Origin of the sequence: Pseudomonas sp. R3-52-08 (assembly GCF_003851745.1) — a bacterium.
Taxonomy (GTDB): domain Bacteria; phylum Pseudomonadota; class Gammaproteobacteria; order Pseudomonadales; family Pseudomonadaceae; genus Aquipseudomonas.
On the sequence record NZ_CP027730.1, the window covers coordinates 1702461 to 1719837 of the forward strand.

At 60.9% G+C, this 17377-nt stretch carries 10 protein-coding genes; 5 read left to right on the top strand and 5 right to left on the bottom strand.

Going from position 1 to position 17377, the window contains the following annotated elements:
* Positions 1–25: 25 nt before the first annotated feature.
* Positions 26–3313 (top strand): DEAD/DEAH box helicase, encoded by a 3288-nt coding sequence (locus tag C4J91_RS07850; RefSeq protein WP_124361801.1) that lies wholly within the window; start codon positions 26–28, stop codon positions 3311–3313.
* Positions 3314–3591: 278 nt separating this feature from the next.
* Here C4J91_RS07850 and C4J91_RS07855 read toward each other — a convergent pair whose 3' ends face one another.
* The 3 genes from C4J91_RS07855 to mfd are packed head-to-tail and all read right to left on the bottom strand — an operon-like array spanning position 3592 to position 10319.
* Positions 3592–6282, bottom strand: coding sequence for a DEAD/DEAH box helicase (locus C4J91_RS07855; protein WP_124361802.1), 2691 nt, complete (start codon positions 6280–6282; stop codon positions 3592–3594).
* A 9-nt stretch (positions 6283–6291) separates the two neighbouring features.
* Complete coding sequence (locus tag C4J91_RS07860) at positions 6292–6858, bottom strand: CsiV family protein (protein WP_124361803.1); 567 nt, start codon at positions 6856–6858, stop codon at positions 6292–6294.
* Positions 6859–6869: 11 nt separating this feature from the next.
* Positions 6870–10319, bottom strand: a complete 3450-nt coding sequence (gene mfd / locus C4J91_RS07865) for a transcription-repair coupling factor (RefSeq protein ID WP_124361804.1) — start codon at positions 10317–10319, stop codon at positions 6870–6872.
* A gap of 340 nt (positions 10320–10659) precedes the next feature.
* Here mfd and C4J91_RS07870 point away from each other — a divergent pair, with 340 nt between their 5' ends.
* Complete coding sequence (locus C4J91_RS07870) at positions 10660–12123, top strand: glyceraldehyde-3-phosphate dehydrogenase (RefSeq protein WP_124361805.1); 1464 nt, start codon at positions 10660–10662, stop codon at positions 12121–12123.
* A 426-nt stretch (positions 12124–12549) separates the two neighbouring features.
* Positions 12550–13944 (top strand): Si-specific NAD(P)(+) transhydrogenase, encoded by a 1395-nt coding sequence (gene sthA, locus C4J91_RS07875; RefSeq protein WP_003189670.1) that lies wholly within the window; start codon positions 12550–12552, stop codon positions 13942–13944.
* Positions 13945–13986: 42 nt separating this feature from the next.
* Here sthA and C4J91_RS07880 read toward each other — a convergent pair whose 3' ends face one another.
* Positions 13987–14709, bottom strand: a complete 723-nt coding sequence (locus C4J91_RS07880) for a glycerophosphodiester phosphodiesterase family protein (RefSeq protein WP_124361806.1) — start codon at positions 14707–14709, stop codon at positions 13987–13989.
* Between the two features lie 44 nt (positions 14710–14753).
* Positions 14754–15332 (bottom strand): PilZ domain-containing protein, encoded by a 579-nt coding sequence (locus C4J91_RS07885; protein WP_124361807.1) that lies wholly within the window; start codon positions 15330–15332, stop codon positions 14754–14756.
* 94 nt (positions 15333–15426) lie between these two features.
* Between C4J91_RS07885 and C4J91_RS07890 the strand changes: the two genes are divergently transcribed.
* Together C4J91_RS07890 and lolD are read left to right on the top strand one after the other, a co-directional pair.
* Complete coding sequence (locus C4J91_RS07890; RefSeq protein WP_124361808.1) at positions 15427–16677, top strand: lipoprotein-releasing ABC transporter permease subunit; 1251 nt, start codon at positions 15427–15429, stop codon at positions 16675–16677.
* Between the two features lie 7 nt (positions 16678–16684).
* Positions 16685–17368 carry a lipoprotein-releasing ABC transporter ATP-binding protein LolD gene (gene lolD / locus C4J91_RS07895; protein WP_164484517.1) on the top strand — a complete coding sequence of 228 codons (684 nt, stop codon included), beginning with the start codon at positions 16685–16687 and terminating at the stop codon, positions 17366–17368.
* The last annotated feature ends 9 nt before the right edge of the window (positions 17369–17377 follow it).

Here is a 17377-nt window from a genome sequence, read left to right on the forward strand (position 1 = left end):
CTGGCTGCTGTAGAGTCTTTGTTTCATGAATGATCTGATTGCACGTATCGTCGAGTTGGATTGGCAAGCGTACTTTGAACCTCGCTCGCTGGAGCGTGGGTTTGAGTACGCTGGCGAAAATCGTCTTGAAATAAAAGAATTCGGGCATCACCGGCTGATCGCGCATTGCAGGGGCTCTGGACGTAATGTCTACACCCTGTCGATTACCCTGGAGAGTGCAGCATCCCGTCGGCCGGGCATCATCTGTGTGTGTTCTTGCCCGGTGGCGATCAATTGCAAGCACGCGGCTGCGGTCTTGTTTACGTTAACTGTGCTGTACGAAGAGCTGAACGAGCCGAAGAAGCCGGTGGGTGACCGCCTGAGTCCGCAGCTCGAAAACTGGCTCGAAAGCATCCCCAAGCCCACCCCGCCGGGTGAGGCTCAGCCCAAGAACACCGGCACTTGTTTGCTGTACCAAATCACCCCCGATGTTTATTCCAGTGGCTGGTCATTGGAGGTGTACCGGGCGCGCGTGACGAAACAAGGCGAGTACAGCGATATCAAACCTCTGCACTCGATGGATGAGGTATTACGGCGTGCCCCTGGCTATATGCATGAGCTGGATACCCGCATTGGTCGATTGCTGATGTTAGGCCGATCTTATGGCAGCTATGGCAGCAGTTTTCAGTTGGCCGGTGAGACGGGGGCCGAAATTCTCCAACTGGCGTTAAAAACCCAGCGCCTGTTTCTGGAGCTGGGTGCAGGACTGGCGCTCAACCGCGGCCCGGCCCGCGCTGCTCGCTTCGACTGGGCCGTATTGCCAGATGGCAATTACATTCCCTGCTGGATCAGCGACGGGCGTGAGTTGGACGATGTGTTGCCGCTCAAACCGCTTCACTATCTTGACCTCGACAACATGGAAATCGGGGTGCTCGAGCATGGGCTGGATGAGAACCTGGCCCTGCATCTTTGCGGCTTGCCGATGATTCCAGCTGAGCAAGTCGCGTTATTCAGTCATCGCATCAGTGCGGTGTCCAAGGTGATCCCGCCACCGCGCGAGCTGACCGAGCGCGTCGTGGATACGTTAGAGCCCCAAGGATGCCTTACATTGGGAAGCGACGAAGCCTACGTTTACGGGCGGTTCCACAGGGAGCACCGCGCTGCATTGGCGTTCCGCTATGACACCAGCCTGGCCAGCGGCAAGGGAACCGAGGACATCCTGTTTCTCAATGGCACCGAAACCCAGCGTATCCAACGCAAGCCTGCGGCTGAAAAAGCGCTGCGCAAGGCACTCACGAAAATCGGCTTTAAAGCGGTCAATCGCAAAAGCCGCGCGCTGCCTGAAAACGCTGGGGAAATGTTCGATCTACCCACTGATGAAGCCTGGCTGGGTTTCGTTGAAAGCGATGTGGCGGTTTTGCGTGAAGCAGGGTGGGACGTTGTCATTCAACCGGGCTTTTATTACGACGTGGACGCTGTGGACCACTGGTACGCGGATATCGAAGAAGCGTCAGGTCATGAGTGGTTCAACCTTGAGCTGGGCGTTGAGGTCAACGGCGAGCGGCACAGCCTGTTGCCAATCATGCTCGACTTGATGCGGAATCAGCCCGAGCTGCTCGATGTCGCCTACATGGCTGAGCGTGACGACGATGAGCGCGTGTTGGTCAGTTTGGGCGCGCGCACTCATACAAAGGTTGCGCTGCCTTACGGGCGCATCAAACCCCTGATGGCAACCCTCGGCGAACTCTACCTGCGCGCCCCCCAAGGTGATGCATTGCGGCTGAGCGCGCCCGATGCGGCTCGGCTCAGTCATCTGGACGCCATGCCCTTGGTATGGCGCGGTGGCGAGCGACTGCGTGATTTCGCCCAGCGTCTCAAGGGCTCCACCCATGCCCAGGTCTCTGCCCCCGAGGGCCTGAAAGCAGAACTTCGTGGCTATCAACTCGAAGGCCTGAACTGGATGCAAACGCTGCGCGAGCTGGAAGTCGGCGGGATTCTTGGGGATGACATGGGCCTGGGAAAAACCCTACAAACCCTTGCGCACCTGCTCTTGGAAAAACAGGCAGGTCGATTGCAAATGCCCGCGTTAGCCGTAATGCCTACCAGCCTGATCCCGAACTGGATCGACGAAGCCGCACGATTCACGCCACAGCTCAGAGTCCTGGCGCTGCACGGTGCACAGCGTCAGGCTGACTTCACGCGCTTGACCGATTACGACCTGGTACTCACCACCTACGCGCTGTTGCCCCGAGACCTTGAGGTTTTGCAGCCGCAGCGCTGGAGCGTGCTGATCCTCGACGAAGCGCAAAATATCAAGAATCCCAACAGCAAGGCGGCCCAGGCCGCTCGCCAACTGGATGCCGGCCAGCGGCTGTGCCTGAGCGGGACGCCGTTGGAAAACCATTTGGGCGAACTCTGGTCGCTGTTTCACTTCCTGTTGCCGGGATGGCTGGGCGATAGTAAAACCTTCAATCGCGATTACCGCACGCCGATTGAAAAGCGCGGCAATGCGCAACGCATGCAGCACCTGACGGCGAGGATCAAACCCTTCCTGTTGCGCCGCAAAAAAGAACAGGTGGCCACCGAGCTGCCGCCAAAGACCGAGATCGTGCACTGGGTGGACTTGAGCGACGCCCAGCGTGACGTGTATGAAACCGTGCGTGTGGCGATGGACAAGAAGGTTCGCGATGAGATCACCCGGCATGGTGTCGCCCGCAGCCAAATCATCATTCTCGAAGCGCTGCTCAAGTTGCGCCAGGTCTGCTGCGACTTGCGCCTGGTCAAGACTGCACCCGCCTCCAAACTGGCCCGGGCCGGTACTGGCAAACTCGGCAGTTTGATGGAGATGCTCGAAGAGTTGCTCAGCGAGGCGCGGCGCGTCCTGCTCTTTTCGCAGTTCACCTCGATGCTGGCATTAATCGAAGAGGAACTGAAGCAGCGTCAGGTCGACTATTCAATCCTGACCGGTGAAACCCTGGACCGGCGCACACCGGTGAAGAATTTCCAGGACGGCAAGACGCCGTTGTTCCTGATCAGTCTGAAAGCGGGCGGGACCGGCTTGAACCTGACGGCAGCGGATACGGTGATTCATTACGACCCCTGGTGGAACCCGGCCGTGGAAAACCAGGCCACCGACCGGGCCTACCGGATCGGGCAGGATAAGCCGGTATTTGTCTACAAGATGATTGCCCGAGGTACGGTGGAAGAAAAGATTCAGGCGTTGCAATTGGAAAAGGCAGCGCTGGCCGACGGTGTGCTTGAAGGGGGCGCCAGTGCGGGCTGGAAGCTGGAGCAGCGGGATATCGAGGCGCTGTTTGCGCCGTTGCCTGGCTAACGACCGCAGCGCGCCCTTCGCGGGCCAGCCCCCTCCCACATTTGACCGCTTTTCTTCAGGGTGAACGCGGTCAAGTGTGAAAGGGGGCTCGCGCTAATGCCAGTCAGTTAAGGCTTTTTGTAGGAGCGAGCTTGCTCGCGAAAAACGTCAACGATAACGCGTGCTTCCCGAATAAACGCGGTGCCTGTGAGTTTTTCGCGAGCAAGCTCGCTCCTACAGACGGTGGTGTACGCTTAACTGACTGGCATTAGGGCTTGCCCCCGATGGCGATCCGACAGTCAGCGCTTCTCTTGCTTATTCGGCAGCGGTGCAAACAACGCTTCAATATCCTCATTACCCAACTGCCAATCCCCGGTCGAACGCCCATCCAGCACACCCGCCGCGAGGTCGGATTTTTCCTTCTGCAAGTGCTGGATTTTCTCCTCCACCGTGCCTCGGGCAATCATCTTGTAAACGAACACTGGCTTCTCTTGCCCGATGCGGTAGGCACGGTCGGTGGCCTGGTTTTCGGTTGCCGGGTTCCACCATGGGTCGTAGTGGATCACGGTGTCGGCTTCGGTCAGGTTCAGGCCGACGCCGCCGGCTTTCAGGCTGATCAGAAAAATCTGCAGCTTGCCGCTCTGGAAGTCCTTCACCGGTGTGCGCCGATCGCGGGTCTGGCCGGTCAGCAGGGCGTAGGCGATTTTGCGCTGCTTGAGTTCAGCCTCGATCAGACTCAGCATCGAGGTGAACTGCGAGAACAGCAGGATCCGCCGGCCCTCGGCAAACAATTCCTCGAGCATCTGCATCAAGCTGTCGAGCTTGCCCGAGCTGCTGCCGCGGGCGGGCAGGGCGGCATCGTTGACCAGGCGCAAATCGCAGCACACCTGGCGCAGTTTGAGCAGTGCCTCAAGGATGATGATCTGGCTGCGTGCCACGCCCTTGCGGGTGATCTCGTCGCGGACCTTTTTATCCATGGCCAGGCGCATGGTTTCATAGACGTCGCGCTGCGCTTCGTTAAGGTCGACCCAGTGGATAATCTCGGTCTTGGGCGGCAGTTCCGTTGCCACCTGTTCCTTGGTGCGGCGCAGCAGGAACGGCTTGATCCGACCGTTGAGGTGCTGCAATCGCACCTCACTGGCGCGTTTTTCAATCGGGACGCGGTAATCGCGGTTGAAGCTTTTCACATCGCCGAGCCAGCCCGGCAACAGGAAGTGGAACAACGACCATAACTCGCCCAGGTGGTTTTCCAGCGGCGTGCCGCTCAGGCACAGGCGCTGCCGCGCATTCAGCTCGCGGGCCGCTTGCGCCGCCTTGCTGGTGGGGTTCTTGATGTACTGGGCTTCATCGAGGATCAGCACATGCAAGGGCAGGGCGGCGAGGGTGTCGATGTCCTTGGGCAGCAGCGCGTAGGTGGTCAACAGCAGGTCATAATCCTGCAGATTGGCGAAATGTTTCTTACGCCCTGCGCCGTACAGCGCCTGCACCCGCAATTGCGGAGTGAAATGCGCGGCCTCATCCAGCCAATTGGGGATCAGGCTGGTAGGCATGACCACCATGCACGGTCGATTCAGCCGTCCTGCATTTTTCTCCGTAAGAATATGCGCCAGGGTCTGCAAGGTTTTACCCAGGCCCATATCGTCGGCGAGAATCCCGCCCACCTCCAATTGGCGCAGCGACTGCATCCAGCTCAGGCCTTCCAGCTGGTAAGGGCGCAAGGTTGCATTCAAGCCGTCAGGCGCCACGCAGGTGAAATCCTTGATGTCCCGCAGGCGCTGGGCGAAGTTGCGGATTTTCTCGCCGCCTTCCCACTGCAGTGGCAGATCTTCCAGCGGGTTCAAGCGGACCGCATCGGCCTTGGCCAGGCGTAACGTGGTGGTGCCGGATTCCTGCAGGTAGAACTCGCCGAGGGTCGCCAGTACCGGCTTCAATCGCCCGTAGGGCAGCGCCACTTGCAGCGGACCGTGGCCGTTGGGCAGGCCGGGAATGTTCACCAGGATCAATTCATCATCGCGGCGCCGTGCGAGTTTTTCCGGATTGAGGATTTCGGTGTGGGAGCGCATCAAATTCAGCAGGATGGGCAGCAGGCTCAGCCGTTCGCCGTTGACGATGATACCCAGCTCCAGATCGAACCAGTCCCGCTCGGGGGCTTCATCGACGCTGGCGTACCAGTCGTCCACCGGGCTGAGGTCAAAACCGAAGTCTTCATCGATTTGCAGCTCCCAACCCTCGGCCCGCAGCGCAGGGGACGCGTTGAGGGTGAAATTCAGCCAGGCGCTGTCATTGACCATCTCGAACAGCTCGCCAGCGCTTTCCGGCAAGGCCTTGCTTTGGCGCGTGGCGATCTTGAACCCGAGCAGGCGCAGGTGTTCGCGGTAGGGCTGTTCCAGCTCGGGATGGCGCTTGATCCGCAGGCTCTGGGTTTCCTGGCGCACGATGATATCGGCGTTCTTTTGCCCGCTGACATAGTTACCCAGATAGTTGAACGACAGCGCCGCACGATGCTGGATGTAACGCTGCATCTTGCCATTGCGCGGCTCGAACGCGCTGAACTCCACACTGGCCAGCCACAGGCGCGGCACAGGGCGCACATCCTCCATGACCACCTGCGGCAGCACCACGCGGTTATCCAATACCGCCTGCAATTTTCCCAGCAGCTCGGCATCCTGGGCCGCCGCCGGGTAGGCCAGGGTTTCCTGCACCTTGAGCAGCACGGCGGCAATATGCTTGCAATTGGTGTGCACCGGGCAGGTACAGCGGCTGTCCACCAGAATCAGCATGCCCTTGGCCGATTCGCGCAACGAAATGGTCTGCCGGTAGACGTTGCCGCCCGAACCTTCACAGCTGGCGGTGATGGTGCTGTCGCCGGATTCGACGATGCGCACCCGATTCTCCAGCGCGTAACGCCGCCCGCGCTCCAGGCTTTGCTCTTTGAAGCGATTGGCCCACGAAGGGGCCAGGGGTTTGGTCAGCGACGCTGTCAGGGGCATGGCGCGGGATCAGTCCTGCATGTCGGGCGGTGGTGCGCTGGGGGGCTTGGCGGTCAGCGAAGTGATCTTGATCAGCAGCGCCAGGTGGCCGCCATCCAGGTAATTGAGCTGGTTGTTCTTGGTGCGCACGTCTTTCTGGCTCAGGTGTTCGCTGGCGATTACGCTGCCGTTGCTGTCGAACTGGTTGATCCAGAAGTCGGCGTCGATATCAGTGAAGCGCCCCAGTTGCAGGTTCAGCACGCCCTCGATAGGAAATTGGCCGAATTGCTCCTGGCCGTCGGTGATCGCGATCTTCACTGGCTGTTCGCCGAGGCTCTGTTCCCAGGCCTTGTGCGCAAGCACAGTGTAGTTGGAATCGGCGCGCAGTTTCTCGACGATATTGCCCAGGCGCGGCGGGCTCATTAGCTCGCCCAGGCGCTGCGCACCGCCATCCCAGTTTTCCGGCGCGGCGCGGCTGTTGATCACCGGCTCTGCATTCTGGCGCACGAGGATCATCTCCACCTGGTAGGGGCTGTCGGCAAAGGCCGAAGGCGCGAATACCAGCAACAGCAGGCTCAGAATGCGGAACACGCGCATGGAGGCGTCCTTCAAGCAGATTTCGGAATGAGGCGCTCAAACAGCGCCTCCAGGGTATTGAAGCGTTCTTCGGCGCGTTCCATCGGCACCATGAACTTGAACAGCGTAGCCCCTTCGAACTTGTAGCGGTTGGGCTGGCCCTGGATCAGCTTGATCAGCACCAACGGGTCCACCGGCGTTTGCGCTTCGAATTCGATACGCCCGCCTTGCGGCCCCGCGTCGACTTTCTTGATGCCCAGCTGTTCGGCCTGCAATTTGAGCAGGGTCAGGCGCACCAGGTTCTTGGTCGGTTCCGGCAACAGGCCGAAGCGGTCGATCATTTCCACCTGCAAGTCCTTCAGGCCTTCTTCGTCGGTGGCCGAAGCGATGCGCTTGTACAGGATCAGCCGCGCGTGCACGTCCGGCAGGTAGGCTTCGGGGATCAACGCCGGCAAGCGCAGGTTGATTTCCGGGCCACCGCCCAACGGTTGGTCGAGGTTCGGCTGTTCGCCCTTGCGAATGGCTTTCACCGCGCGCTCGAGCATTTCCATATAAAGGGTGAAACCCACGGCCTGGATCTGCCCGCTCTGGCCGTCGCCGAGCAATTCGCCGGCGCCGCGAATTTCCAGGTCGTTGGTGGCCAGCACGAAGCCGGCGCCGAGGTCCTGGGTGTTGGCGATCGCTTCCAGGCGTTTTTCCGCGTCGGACGTGATCTGTTGGCGTGGTGGCGTCAACAGGTAGGCGTAGGCCTGGTGGTGACTGCGCCCGACCCGGCCGCGCAATTGATGCAGTTGGGCCAGGCCGAACTTGTCGGCGCGTTCGATGATGATGGTGTTGGCGCTGGGTACGTCGATACCGGTCTCGATGATGGTCGAGGCGATGAGCACGTTGAAACGCTTGTGGTAGAAGTCGCTCATCACCTGTTCGAGTTCGCGCTCACGCATCTGCCCATGGCCGATGGCGATGCGGGCCTCCGGCACCAGTTCGGCGAGGTCGGCGGCGCACTTCTCGATGGTTTTTACGTCGTTGTGCAGGTAATACACCTGACCACCGCGCAGCAATTCGCGCAGCAGCGCTTCCTTGACCGTGCTTTTGTTCTGCTCCATCACGAAGGTGCGTACCGACAGCCGGCGTGCCGGTGGCGTGGCGATGATCGACAGGTCGCGCATACCCGACACCGCCATGTTCAACGTACGTGGAATCGGCGTGGCGGTGAGGGTGAGGATGTCGACTTCGCTGCGCAGGGCCTTGAGCTGTTCTTTCTGGCGCACGCCGAAGCGGTGCTCTTCGTCGATGATGACCAGGCCCAGGTTCTTGATCTTCACATCGTCCGAGAGCAGTTTGTGCGTGCCGATCACGATGTCGATCTTGCCTTCGGCAAGGTCGGCAATGGCGGCATTCACTTCCTTGGCGGACTTGAAACGGCTCATCACTTCCACGCTCACCGGCCAGTCGGCAAAGCGGTCGCGGAAGCTGTTGTAGTGCTGCTGGGCGAGCAGGGTAGTCGGCACCAGGATCGCCACCTGCTTGCCACCATGCACCGCAATGAACGCCGCGCGCATCGCCACTTCGGTCTTGCCGAAGCCGACGTCGCCACACACCAGGCGGTCCATCGGCTTTGGCGCGAGCATGTCGGCGCGCACGGCGTCGATGGTGGTTTGCTGGTCGGGGGTTTCTTCGAAAGCGAAGCCGGCGCTGAAGGTGGCGTAATCGGCTTTCGGGTCGGCGAACGCATAGCCTTCGCGGGCCGCACGGCGGGCGTAGATGTCGAGCAGTTCGGCGGCGACGTCGCGCACCTGTTCGGCGGCCTTGCGCTTGGCTTTTTGCCAGGTCTCCGAGCCCAGGCGGTGCAATGGCGCCAGGGCGTCATCGCTGCCGGTGTAGCGCGCGATCAAGTGCAGGCTGGCCACCGGCACGTAGAGCTTGGCGCCCTCGGCGTATTCCATGGTGAGGAATTCGGCGGCCTGGTTGTCGATTTCCAGGGTCTGCAAGCCGAGGTAGCGGCCCACACCGTGGTCGATGTGCACCACCGGCGCGCCTTCACGCAACTCGGTGAGGTTCTTGATCACCGCGTCATTGTTGACGTCGGCGCGTTTTTCACGGCGGCGACGCTGCATCACTCGCTGGCCGAACAGCGGGCTTTCGGCGATCAGCGCCAGGGCCGGGTCGTCCAGCAACAAGCCTTCGTCCAGAGGCGCGATGGTGATCGCCAGGCGCTCTTTGCTTTTTACAAAATCCGGCCAGCTGTCGACGGTCTTCGGGCGCAGCTTGAGGCGTTCAAGCAGCTCCAGCAGGACTTCGCGACGCCCGGCGGATTCGGCGGTGAACAGCACGCGGCCAGGGAAGTCGCCGAGGAAGTTGGACAGCGCTTCCAGCGGCTGCGTGGCTTTCGCCTGGATCGCCAGGTCCGGCAGCGTGCCCGCCGGGAAACGCTCGCGGCCGCTGCCGGCGTCCACATCCTGCTGGCTGGCGACCACACGAGGCCAGTTTTTCAGGCGGGCGAAGCAATCTTCCACCGGCAGGAACAGTTCGGCAGGCGGTAATAACGGCCGGGAGGGATCGACGCGGCGCTCTTCATAGCGGTTGCGCACGTCGTTCCAGAAGTTTTCCGCAGCCTGTTCGATGCCCGGCAGCGAAAACACCTGGGTGTCCTGGGGCAGGTAGTCGAAGAGGGTGGAGGTTTCGTCGAAGAACAGCGGCAGGTAGTACTCGATACCGGCCGGTGTAATCCCGCTGCTCAGGTCCTGGAAGATCGGGCAGCGGCGGAAATCCACGTCGAAGCGCTCGCGAAAGCGTGCCTTGAAGCGCGTGACCGCATCTTTTTGCAGCGGGAATTCCCGCGCCGGCAGCAACTTGATCGACTCGACCTTGTCGATGGAGCGCTGGTTTTCCGGGTCGAAGGTACGCAGGGTCTCGATTTCGTCATCGAACAGGTCGATGCGGTAGGGCAACTTGCTGCCCATCGGGAACAGGTCGATCAAAGCACCGCGGACGGTGAATTCGCCGTGTTCGTACACCGTGTCGACATAGCGGTAGCCGGTGGCCTCCAGGCGCGTGCGCATCTGCTCCACGTCGAGTTTCTGGCCGACATCCAGCACCAGGCTGCTGCCCAGCAGGAATTTGGTCGGCGCCAGGCGATGCAGGGCCGTGGTGATCGGCACCACCAGTACGCCGTGAGCCAGTTCCGGCAAACGGTACAGGCTGGCGATGCGCTGGGAAATGATGTCCTGGTGCGGCGAGAACAGGTCGTAGGGCAGGGTTTCCCAGTCGGGAAAGTGCAGCACCGGCAAATCGGGGGCGAAGAAGCTCAGCTCCTGCTCCAACCGCTCGGCGCTTTGGCTGTCGGCGGTAAGCAGCAGGGTAAAGCGCTTGGCTGCGCTGGCAGCCTCGGCAATGGCCAGGCTCAGGGCGGCACCGGGCAGGTTGCCCCAGTGCTGTTTACCTGCCGCGGCAGGGAGTAGCGGTAGACGCAGAACGGGCACGGAAGGTTGAGCTCCAAGCGTTGCGACAAAGTCGGTAATTGTAGCGGCCAGAGGTGCCGCCTGTCAGTTGCTGACTGTGCCTATTACGGTTTGTTGGAAATGTAGTGGCTAAGACAAACAATCGTCGGTTTTGACTCAATATGTAGTGCCAAAATACGCGAATGTTTAGGAGGGTTACGGACAAGTCGAGCTGCTCGGCAAACTAGTGGCCTTCTGGAACCCGCGTATTTCCTGGGCTGTAGCGGGGTGGTATTTTTTTGCAAGGGGTTTTTGTTGCCTGTCGCGCATTGCTCAACGGGCAGTCGGGCGACATAATGTAGCCCCTTTTTTCTGCCCCTACATGTGGAAGGTTCCCGTGACTCAGAAGCCCGACCAGTGTCTTGGTGAATGGATCGACCGTGAAGCACTCGCAGAAGCGATGATCCCGCTTATCGGCCAGCTGTACCGCAATAACAATGTGGTGAGCTCGATCTATGGCCGCAGCCTGATCAATCAGTCCGTCATCGCGATTCTCAAGGCTCACCGCTTTGCGCGTCACCGTTCCGCCGACGACAGCGAACTCTCCGTCCACGAAACATTCCCACTGCTCAAAGCCATGAGCGAGCTCAAGCTCGGCGCGGCGTCGGTGGACCTGGGCAAGTTGGCGTACAAATTCCGTAAAGAAGGCGCCGGCCGCAGTGCCGAGCAGTTCGTGCGTGAAGAAATGGCCGACGTGGTCGGCCAGCAAAACGCCGCTGCCCGCAAAGGCACCGACGTTGTGCTGTACGGCTTCGGTCGTATCGGCCGTCTGCTGGCGCGCATCCTGATCGAAAAAACCGGCGGCGGCGACGGCCTGCGCCTGCGGGCCATCGTGGTGCGCAAAGGCGCCGAAAACGACCTGACCAAGCGCGCCAGCCTGTTGCGTCGCGACTCGGTCCATGGTCCGTTCAACGGCACCATCGTCATCGACGAAGAAAACAACACCATCACCGCCAACGGTAACCTGATCCAGGTGATCTACGCGAAGAACCCGTCCGAGGTGGATTACACCCAGTACGGCATCAAGGACGCCCTGCTGGTGGACAACACCGGCGTATGGCGTGATGCCGAGGGCCTGGGCCAGCACCTGGCCTGCCCGGGTGTTGACCGTGTTGTGCTGACCGCGCCTGGCAAAGGCAAGCTGAAGAACATCGTGCACGGCATCAACCACACTGAAATCACCGCTGACGACAAGATCGTGTCCGCCGCTTCCTGCACCACCAACGCCATCGTGCCGGTGCTCAAGGCAGTGAACGACAAGTTCGGTATCGTCAACGGCCACGTCGAAACCGTTCACTCGTACACCAACGACCAGAACCTGATCGACAACTTCCACAAGGGCGACCGCCGTGGCCGCAGCGCCGCGCTGAACATGGTGATCACCGAGACCGGCGCTGCCACCGCTGCCGCCAAGGCCCTGCCTGAACTGGCCGGCAAGCTGACCGGTAACGCGATCCGCGTGCCGACGCCAAACGTGTCGATGGCCATTCTCAACCTGAATCTTGAGAAAGCCGCCACCCGTGAAGAGATGAACGAGTACCTGCGCTATATGGCGCTGCACTCCGATCTGCATAAGCAAATCGACTTCGTCAATTCCCAGGAGGTGGTGTCCACCGACTTCGTCGGCTCGCGCCACGCCGGTGTGGTGGACGCCGAAGCGACCATCAGCCAGGACAACCGCGTTGTGCTGTACGTGTGGTACGACAACGAGTTCGGCTACAGCTGCCAGGTGGTTCGCGTGATGGAAGACATGGCTGGGGTTAACCCGCCGGCGTTTCCGCGCTAAGCATCAGCGGTAAATGAAAAAGCCCCGATTGGTTCGGGGCTTTTTTTATGCCTGTGGTTTTGTGGTGTGGTTGAGGGCCTCATCGGGGGCAAGCCCCCTCCCACATTTGAATGTATTCGCAAATCAAACTGTGGGAGGGGGGCTTGCCCCCGATAGCGGTGGTTCAGCCAAAACTTCAACAACTGACACCATCAGCAAAACAGTTGCCGCATAATGCTCATCCCGAAAGCGACGCTGATTGGCGGCCTGTTAGTATGGCAAGACTGGCCTATGACGCGACCAAGGGTTAATGTGCGCGGCGTTGAGCCTTATATAGACTGTGCCCCGGTTCACACACTTGAGCCAAATTGTCCTTCATGCCCGCTGGCCGCGGCATGATTTAGCCAGGCGTCCAACCGTACGCCTGGCCTGTTCTGAGGAGTACGCATGGCTGTCTACAACTACGACGTGGTGGTACTGGGTTCCGGCCCGGCTGGAGAAGGCGCGGCGATGAACGCTGCGAAGGCAGGGCGCAAGGTGGCGATGGTCGATAGCCGTCGCCAGGTCGGCGGTAACTGCACCCACCTGGGTACCATCCCGTCCAAGGCGTTGCGTCACTCCGTGCGCCAGATCATGCAGTTCAACACCAACCCGATGTTCCGGGCCATCGGCGAGCCGCGCTGGTTCTCGTTTCCGGACGTGTTGAAGAGCGCTGAAAAGGTCATCTCCAAGCAAGTCGCTTCGCGTACCGGCTACTACGCCCGTAACCGCGTCGACCTGTTCTTCGGCACCGGCAGCTTCGCCGACGAGCAAACCGTCGAAGTGGTCTGCGCCAACGGCGTGGTCGAGAAGCTGGTGGCCAAGCACATCATCATCGCCACCGGTTCGCGCCCGTATCGCCCGGCGGACATCGATTTTCACCATCCGCGTATCTACGATAGCGACACCATCCTCAGCCTGGGCCACACCCCGCGCAAACTGATCATCTACGGCGCCGGGGTGATCGGCTGCGAATATGCCTCGATCTTCAGCGGCCTGGGTGTGCTGGTGGAGCTGGTGGACAACCGCGACCAGTTGCTGAGCTTCCTCGACTCGGAAATTTCCCAGGCGTTGAGCTACCACTTCAGCAACAACAACATCACCGTGCGCCACAACGAAGAGTACGAGCGCGTCGAAGGCCTGGATAACGGCGTGATCCTGCACCTCAAGTCCGGCAAGAAGATCAAGGCCGACGCCTTGCTCTGGTGCAACGGGCGTACCGGCAACACCGACAAGCTGGGCATGGAAAACATCGGGGTCAAGGTCAACAGCCGTGGCCAGATCGAGGTGGACGAGAACTACCGCACCTGCGTGCCGAACATCTACGGCGCCGGTGACGTGATCGGTTGGCCAAGCCTGGCCAGCGCCGCCCATGACCAGGGCCGTTCTGCCGCCGGCAGCATTGTCGACAACGGCAGCTGGCGCTACGTGAACGACGTGCCGACCGGGATCTACACCATTCCGGAGATCAGCTCGATCGGCAAGAACGAACACGAACTGACCAAGGCCAAGGTGCCTTACGAAGTGGGCAAGGCGTTCTTCAAGAGCATGGCGCGTGCGCAGATCGCCGGTGAGCCGCAAGGCATGCTGAAGATTCTGTTCCACCGCGAGACCCTGGAAGTGCTCGGCGTGCATTGCTTCGGCTATCAGGCGTCGGAGATCGTGCACATCGGCCAGGCAATCATGAACCAGCCCGGCGAGCAAAATACCCTGAAGTATTTTGTGAACACCACGTTCAACTACCCGACCATGGCTGAAGCCTATCGGGTAGCGGCCTACGACGGCCTCAACCGGCTTTTTTGAGCGGCTCCGGCCGGTGGCCTGAGCCGGCCGGGGAGACCGATTTCAGTAATTCCCGAGGGTGGCAGTGGCCAAACCGGGAAAGTCTGTAATCAGGCTATCTACGCCGAAGTCGGCGAGCCTGCGCATCAGCGCAGGTTCGTTGACTGTCCAAACGGATACGTGCAGGCCCTGGCGCTGGGCTTTTTCCAGCCGCTCGGGGGTGCACAACGTCCAGTTCAATGCCAGGAACTCACAACCGTAGTTCTGCGCGACCTTCAACGGGTCGAGCCAGGCGTATTCGGCCACCAGCCCGCGTGACAGGTCTGGGGTGAGGTCAACCGCCGCTTTCAAGACTTCCCGTGAGCTTGAAGTCACTGTGACCTTGTCCATCAGGCCAAACCGCACAGCCATCTCGCGGATCGCCAGCACGGTGGTCGCGGCGCGAGTGCGCGAAGCGCTTTTGACTTCCAGTTGCCAGTGATCGAAGTCGCACTGTTCGAACAACTCTTCCAGGCGCGGGATCGGGCATGGGTTGACCCAGCCTGGGCCGCCTTTGCGTGCGTCCATCTTCACCAGGTCCGCCGCCGAATACTCGACGACTTTGCCGCGCCGGTCAGTGGTGCGCTTGAGGGTCGGGTCGTGGATGACCATCAGCTCGCCGTCCATGGACAGGTGCAGATCCAGTTCGCAGCGGCGCACGCCGTGTTTGAGGCATTCCTGAAAGCTGGTCAGGGTGTTTTCCGGTGCTTCGCCTTTGGCACCGCGATGGCCGTAAATCAGGGTCACAATTGCTCCTTTGCGCCAGGCTCGCTGGCGTCGTGAATACGCATTCAGAGTTCGTCGCTTTGTTCTCGCGCCAGGCGACGTTCCTGGGCCTGTTTCTGCAGGATGTAGCGCGCCAGCAGCTGGCGTTGGGCATCGGTCATGGATTCGAACTCCGTGCCCACGTCAAAGCGCTCGCCCTTGGGATCGCAATGGGTGACCCGCGCGCGCAGCAGCAGGCCGAGGGCCTGGGGCATCAGCACCAGCTTGACCGCCAGGTGCGTGTCCGGGGCCAGCGCCACAGGGTGCTGGAAGTCGATGCCGCCTTCGGAAAGGATCACCGGCTGCGGCGCGCCCACCTCGCCGAGCAGCCCGCGAGCCATGACCTGGCTGAGCAGGTCCAGGCGTTTGTTCTGCACTTTGAGGAACGCCGCCAGGCTGCGGTCTTTTTCGTTGATCTGGCGCAGCAGGTGCTGGGCCTCGAATTCGCTGAGGTGCAGTTCACTGAGCAGATTGAACAGCGGCGAATCATCCAGCAACACTTCCTTGCTCGCCGCGTCGGGGGCCGACAGGGGTTTGATTTGGAGTGCGATCATGTCGTCGATACGGTAGTATTCGCGGCGCTCTTCTTCATCTAATGTCGACATGGCGAACCCCAGGTAACGGTAATGGTCTGAGTGTAAAGCTGCTGACCAGACCCCGCCACCGGGACGTCTTCTTTTCCTCCGAACAAGCCCCGACATGTTCAGACCTCTCTTCGTATTTATTGGCACGCGTTATACCCGTGCAAAGCGTCGCAATCATTTTGTGTCGTTCATTTCCCTGACCTCGATGATCGGTCTCGCCCTGGGCGTGGTCGTGATGATTGTGGTGCTGTCGGTGATGAACGGCTTCGATCATGAGATGCGCACCCGCGTGCTGGGCATGGTGCCCCACGCGACCATCGAGGGCGACGCGCCCATCAGTGACTGGCAAAGCCTGGCCGCCAAGGTCAAGCAGAACCCCAAGGTGCTGGCCGTTGCGCCGTTTACCCAAATGCAAGGGCTGCTGACCAACGACGGCAAGGTGCAGAAAATCCTGCTCAATGCCGTCGACCCGGCCCAGGAGCGCAACGTCTCGATCATCGACAAGTTCATGTTGCAGGGCAAACTCGACGATCTGGCGCCCGGCAGCTTCGGCATCGTCATTGGCGACAAGGCCGCTGCCAAGCTTGGTGTGGGCGTCGGCGACAAGCTGACCTTCGTTGCGCCGGAGGTCACTGTGACCCCGGCCGGCATGTTCCCGCGCATGAAGCGTTTTACCGTGGTCGGCACCTTCCACGTCGGCGCCGGCGAGATCGACGGCTACCTCGGCTTGACCAACCTCACGGACCTGGCGCGCCTGCATCGCTGGCAGCCGGACCAGGTGCAGGGCCTGCGCCTGAAGTTCAACGACCTGTTCGAGGCACCGCGCGGCGCCTGGGAAATCGCCCAGCACCTGGGCGAATCGCAGTATTACGCCCGCGACTGGACCCGCACCCACGGCAACCTGTACCAGGCCATCCGCATGGAAAAAGCCATGATTGGCCTGTTGCTGTTGCTGATCGTCGCCGTGGCCGCCTTCAACATCATCTCCACGCTGGTGATGGTGGTGAATGACAAGAAGGGCGACATCGCTATCCTGCGCACCCTCGGCGCCACGCCGGGGCAGATCATGGCGATCTTCATGGTGCAAGGCACGGTGATCGGCGTGGTCGGCACCCTGATCGGCACCGCCTTGGGGGTTCTGGCCGCACTGAATGTCAGCGCCGCCATCGCCTTGCTTGAAAAAGTGCTCGGCCACAAGTTTCTCAACGCCGACGTCTACTTCATCGACTACTTGCCGTCCCAGGTTCAGGCCCAGGACGTGTTGATGGTGGGCGGCGCCGCGTTGGTCCTGAGTTTCCTTGCCACCCTGTATCCAGCCTGGCGCGCGGCACGCACCCAGCCCGCACAGGCATTACGTTATGAGTGAATCGGGCATGAGTGAAAAAGCAATCCTGAGCTGCCGCAACCTGGGCAAATCCTACGAGGAAGGCCCGGAATCCGTGGTGGTGCTGGCCAACCTGCAGCTTGAACTCCATCCAGGCGAGCGCGTGGCGATCGTCGGCAGTTCCGGTTCCGGCAAAAGTACCTTGCTCAACCTGTTGGGCGGCCTCGATACGCCGTCCCAGGGCAGCGTGTGGCTGGCCGGTGAAGAGCTGTCCGCCTTGAATGAAAAGGCGCGCGGCCAACTGCGCAACCGTTCGCTGGGTTTCGTGTATCAATTCCACCACCTCTTGCCGGAATTCACCGCCCTGGAAAACGTGTGCATGCCGCTGTTGATCGGCAAGACCGCGATCCCGGAGGCGCGCCAGCGTGCCACGGCCTTGCTGGAGCGCGTCGGCCTCGGCCATCGCCTGGAGCACAAACCGGCCGAGCTGTCCGGCGGCGAGCGCCAGCGCGTGGCGATCGCCCGTGCCCTGGTGAACAACCCAGGTCTGGTGATGCTCGATGAGCCCACCGGTAACCTCGACTCCCACACGGCCCAGGGCATCAAGGACTTGATGCTGGAACTGAGCACCCAGATGCGCACCGCGTTCCTGGTGGTGACCCATGACATGAGCATGGCCCGTCAGATGGACCGTGTACTGCACTTGCAGGAAGGTCATCTGGTCGCTATCTGACCTGTTGCA

What these genes read in the sequence shown, in the direction of transcription:
- C4J91_RS07850 (WP_124361801.1), top strand. Translation starts at nt 26, where the DNA reads ATGAATGATCTGATTGCACGTATCGTCGAGTTGGATTGGCAAGCGTAC.
- C4J91_RS07855 (WP_124361802.1), bottom strand. Translation starts at nt 6,282, where the DNA reads ATGCCCCTGACAGCGTCGCTGACCAAACCCCTGGCCCCTTCGTGGGCC.
- C4J91_RS07860 (WP_124361803.1), bottom strand. Translation starts at nt 6,858, where the DNA reads ATGCGCGTGTTCCGCATTCTGAGCCTGCTGTTGCTGGTATTCGCGCCT.
- C4J91_RS07870 (WP_124361805.1), top strand. Translation starts at nt 10,660, where the DNA reads ATGTGGAAGGTTCCCGTGACTCAGAAGCCCGACCAGTGTCTTGGTGAA.
- sthA (WP_003189670.1), top strand. Translation starts at nt 12,550, where the DNA reads ATGGCTGTCTACAACTACGACGTGGTGGTACTGGGTTCCGGCCCGGCT.
- C4J91_RS07885 (WP_124361807.1), bottom strand. Translation starts at nt 15,332, where the DNA reads ATGTCGACATTAGATGAAGAAGAGCGCCGCGAATACTACCGTATCGAC.
- C4J91_RS07890 (WP_124361808.1), top strand. Translation starts at nt 15,427, where the DNA reads ATGTTCAGACCTCTCTTCGTATTTATTGGCACGCGTTATACCCGTGCA.
- lolD (WP_164484517.1), top strand. Translation starts at nt 16,685, where the DNA reads ATGAGTGAAAAAGCAATCCTGAGCTGCCGCAACCTGGGCAAATCCTAC.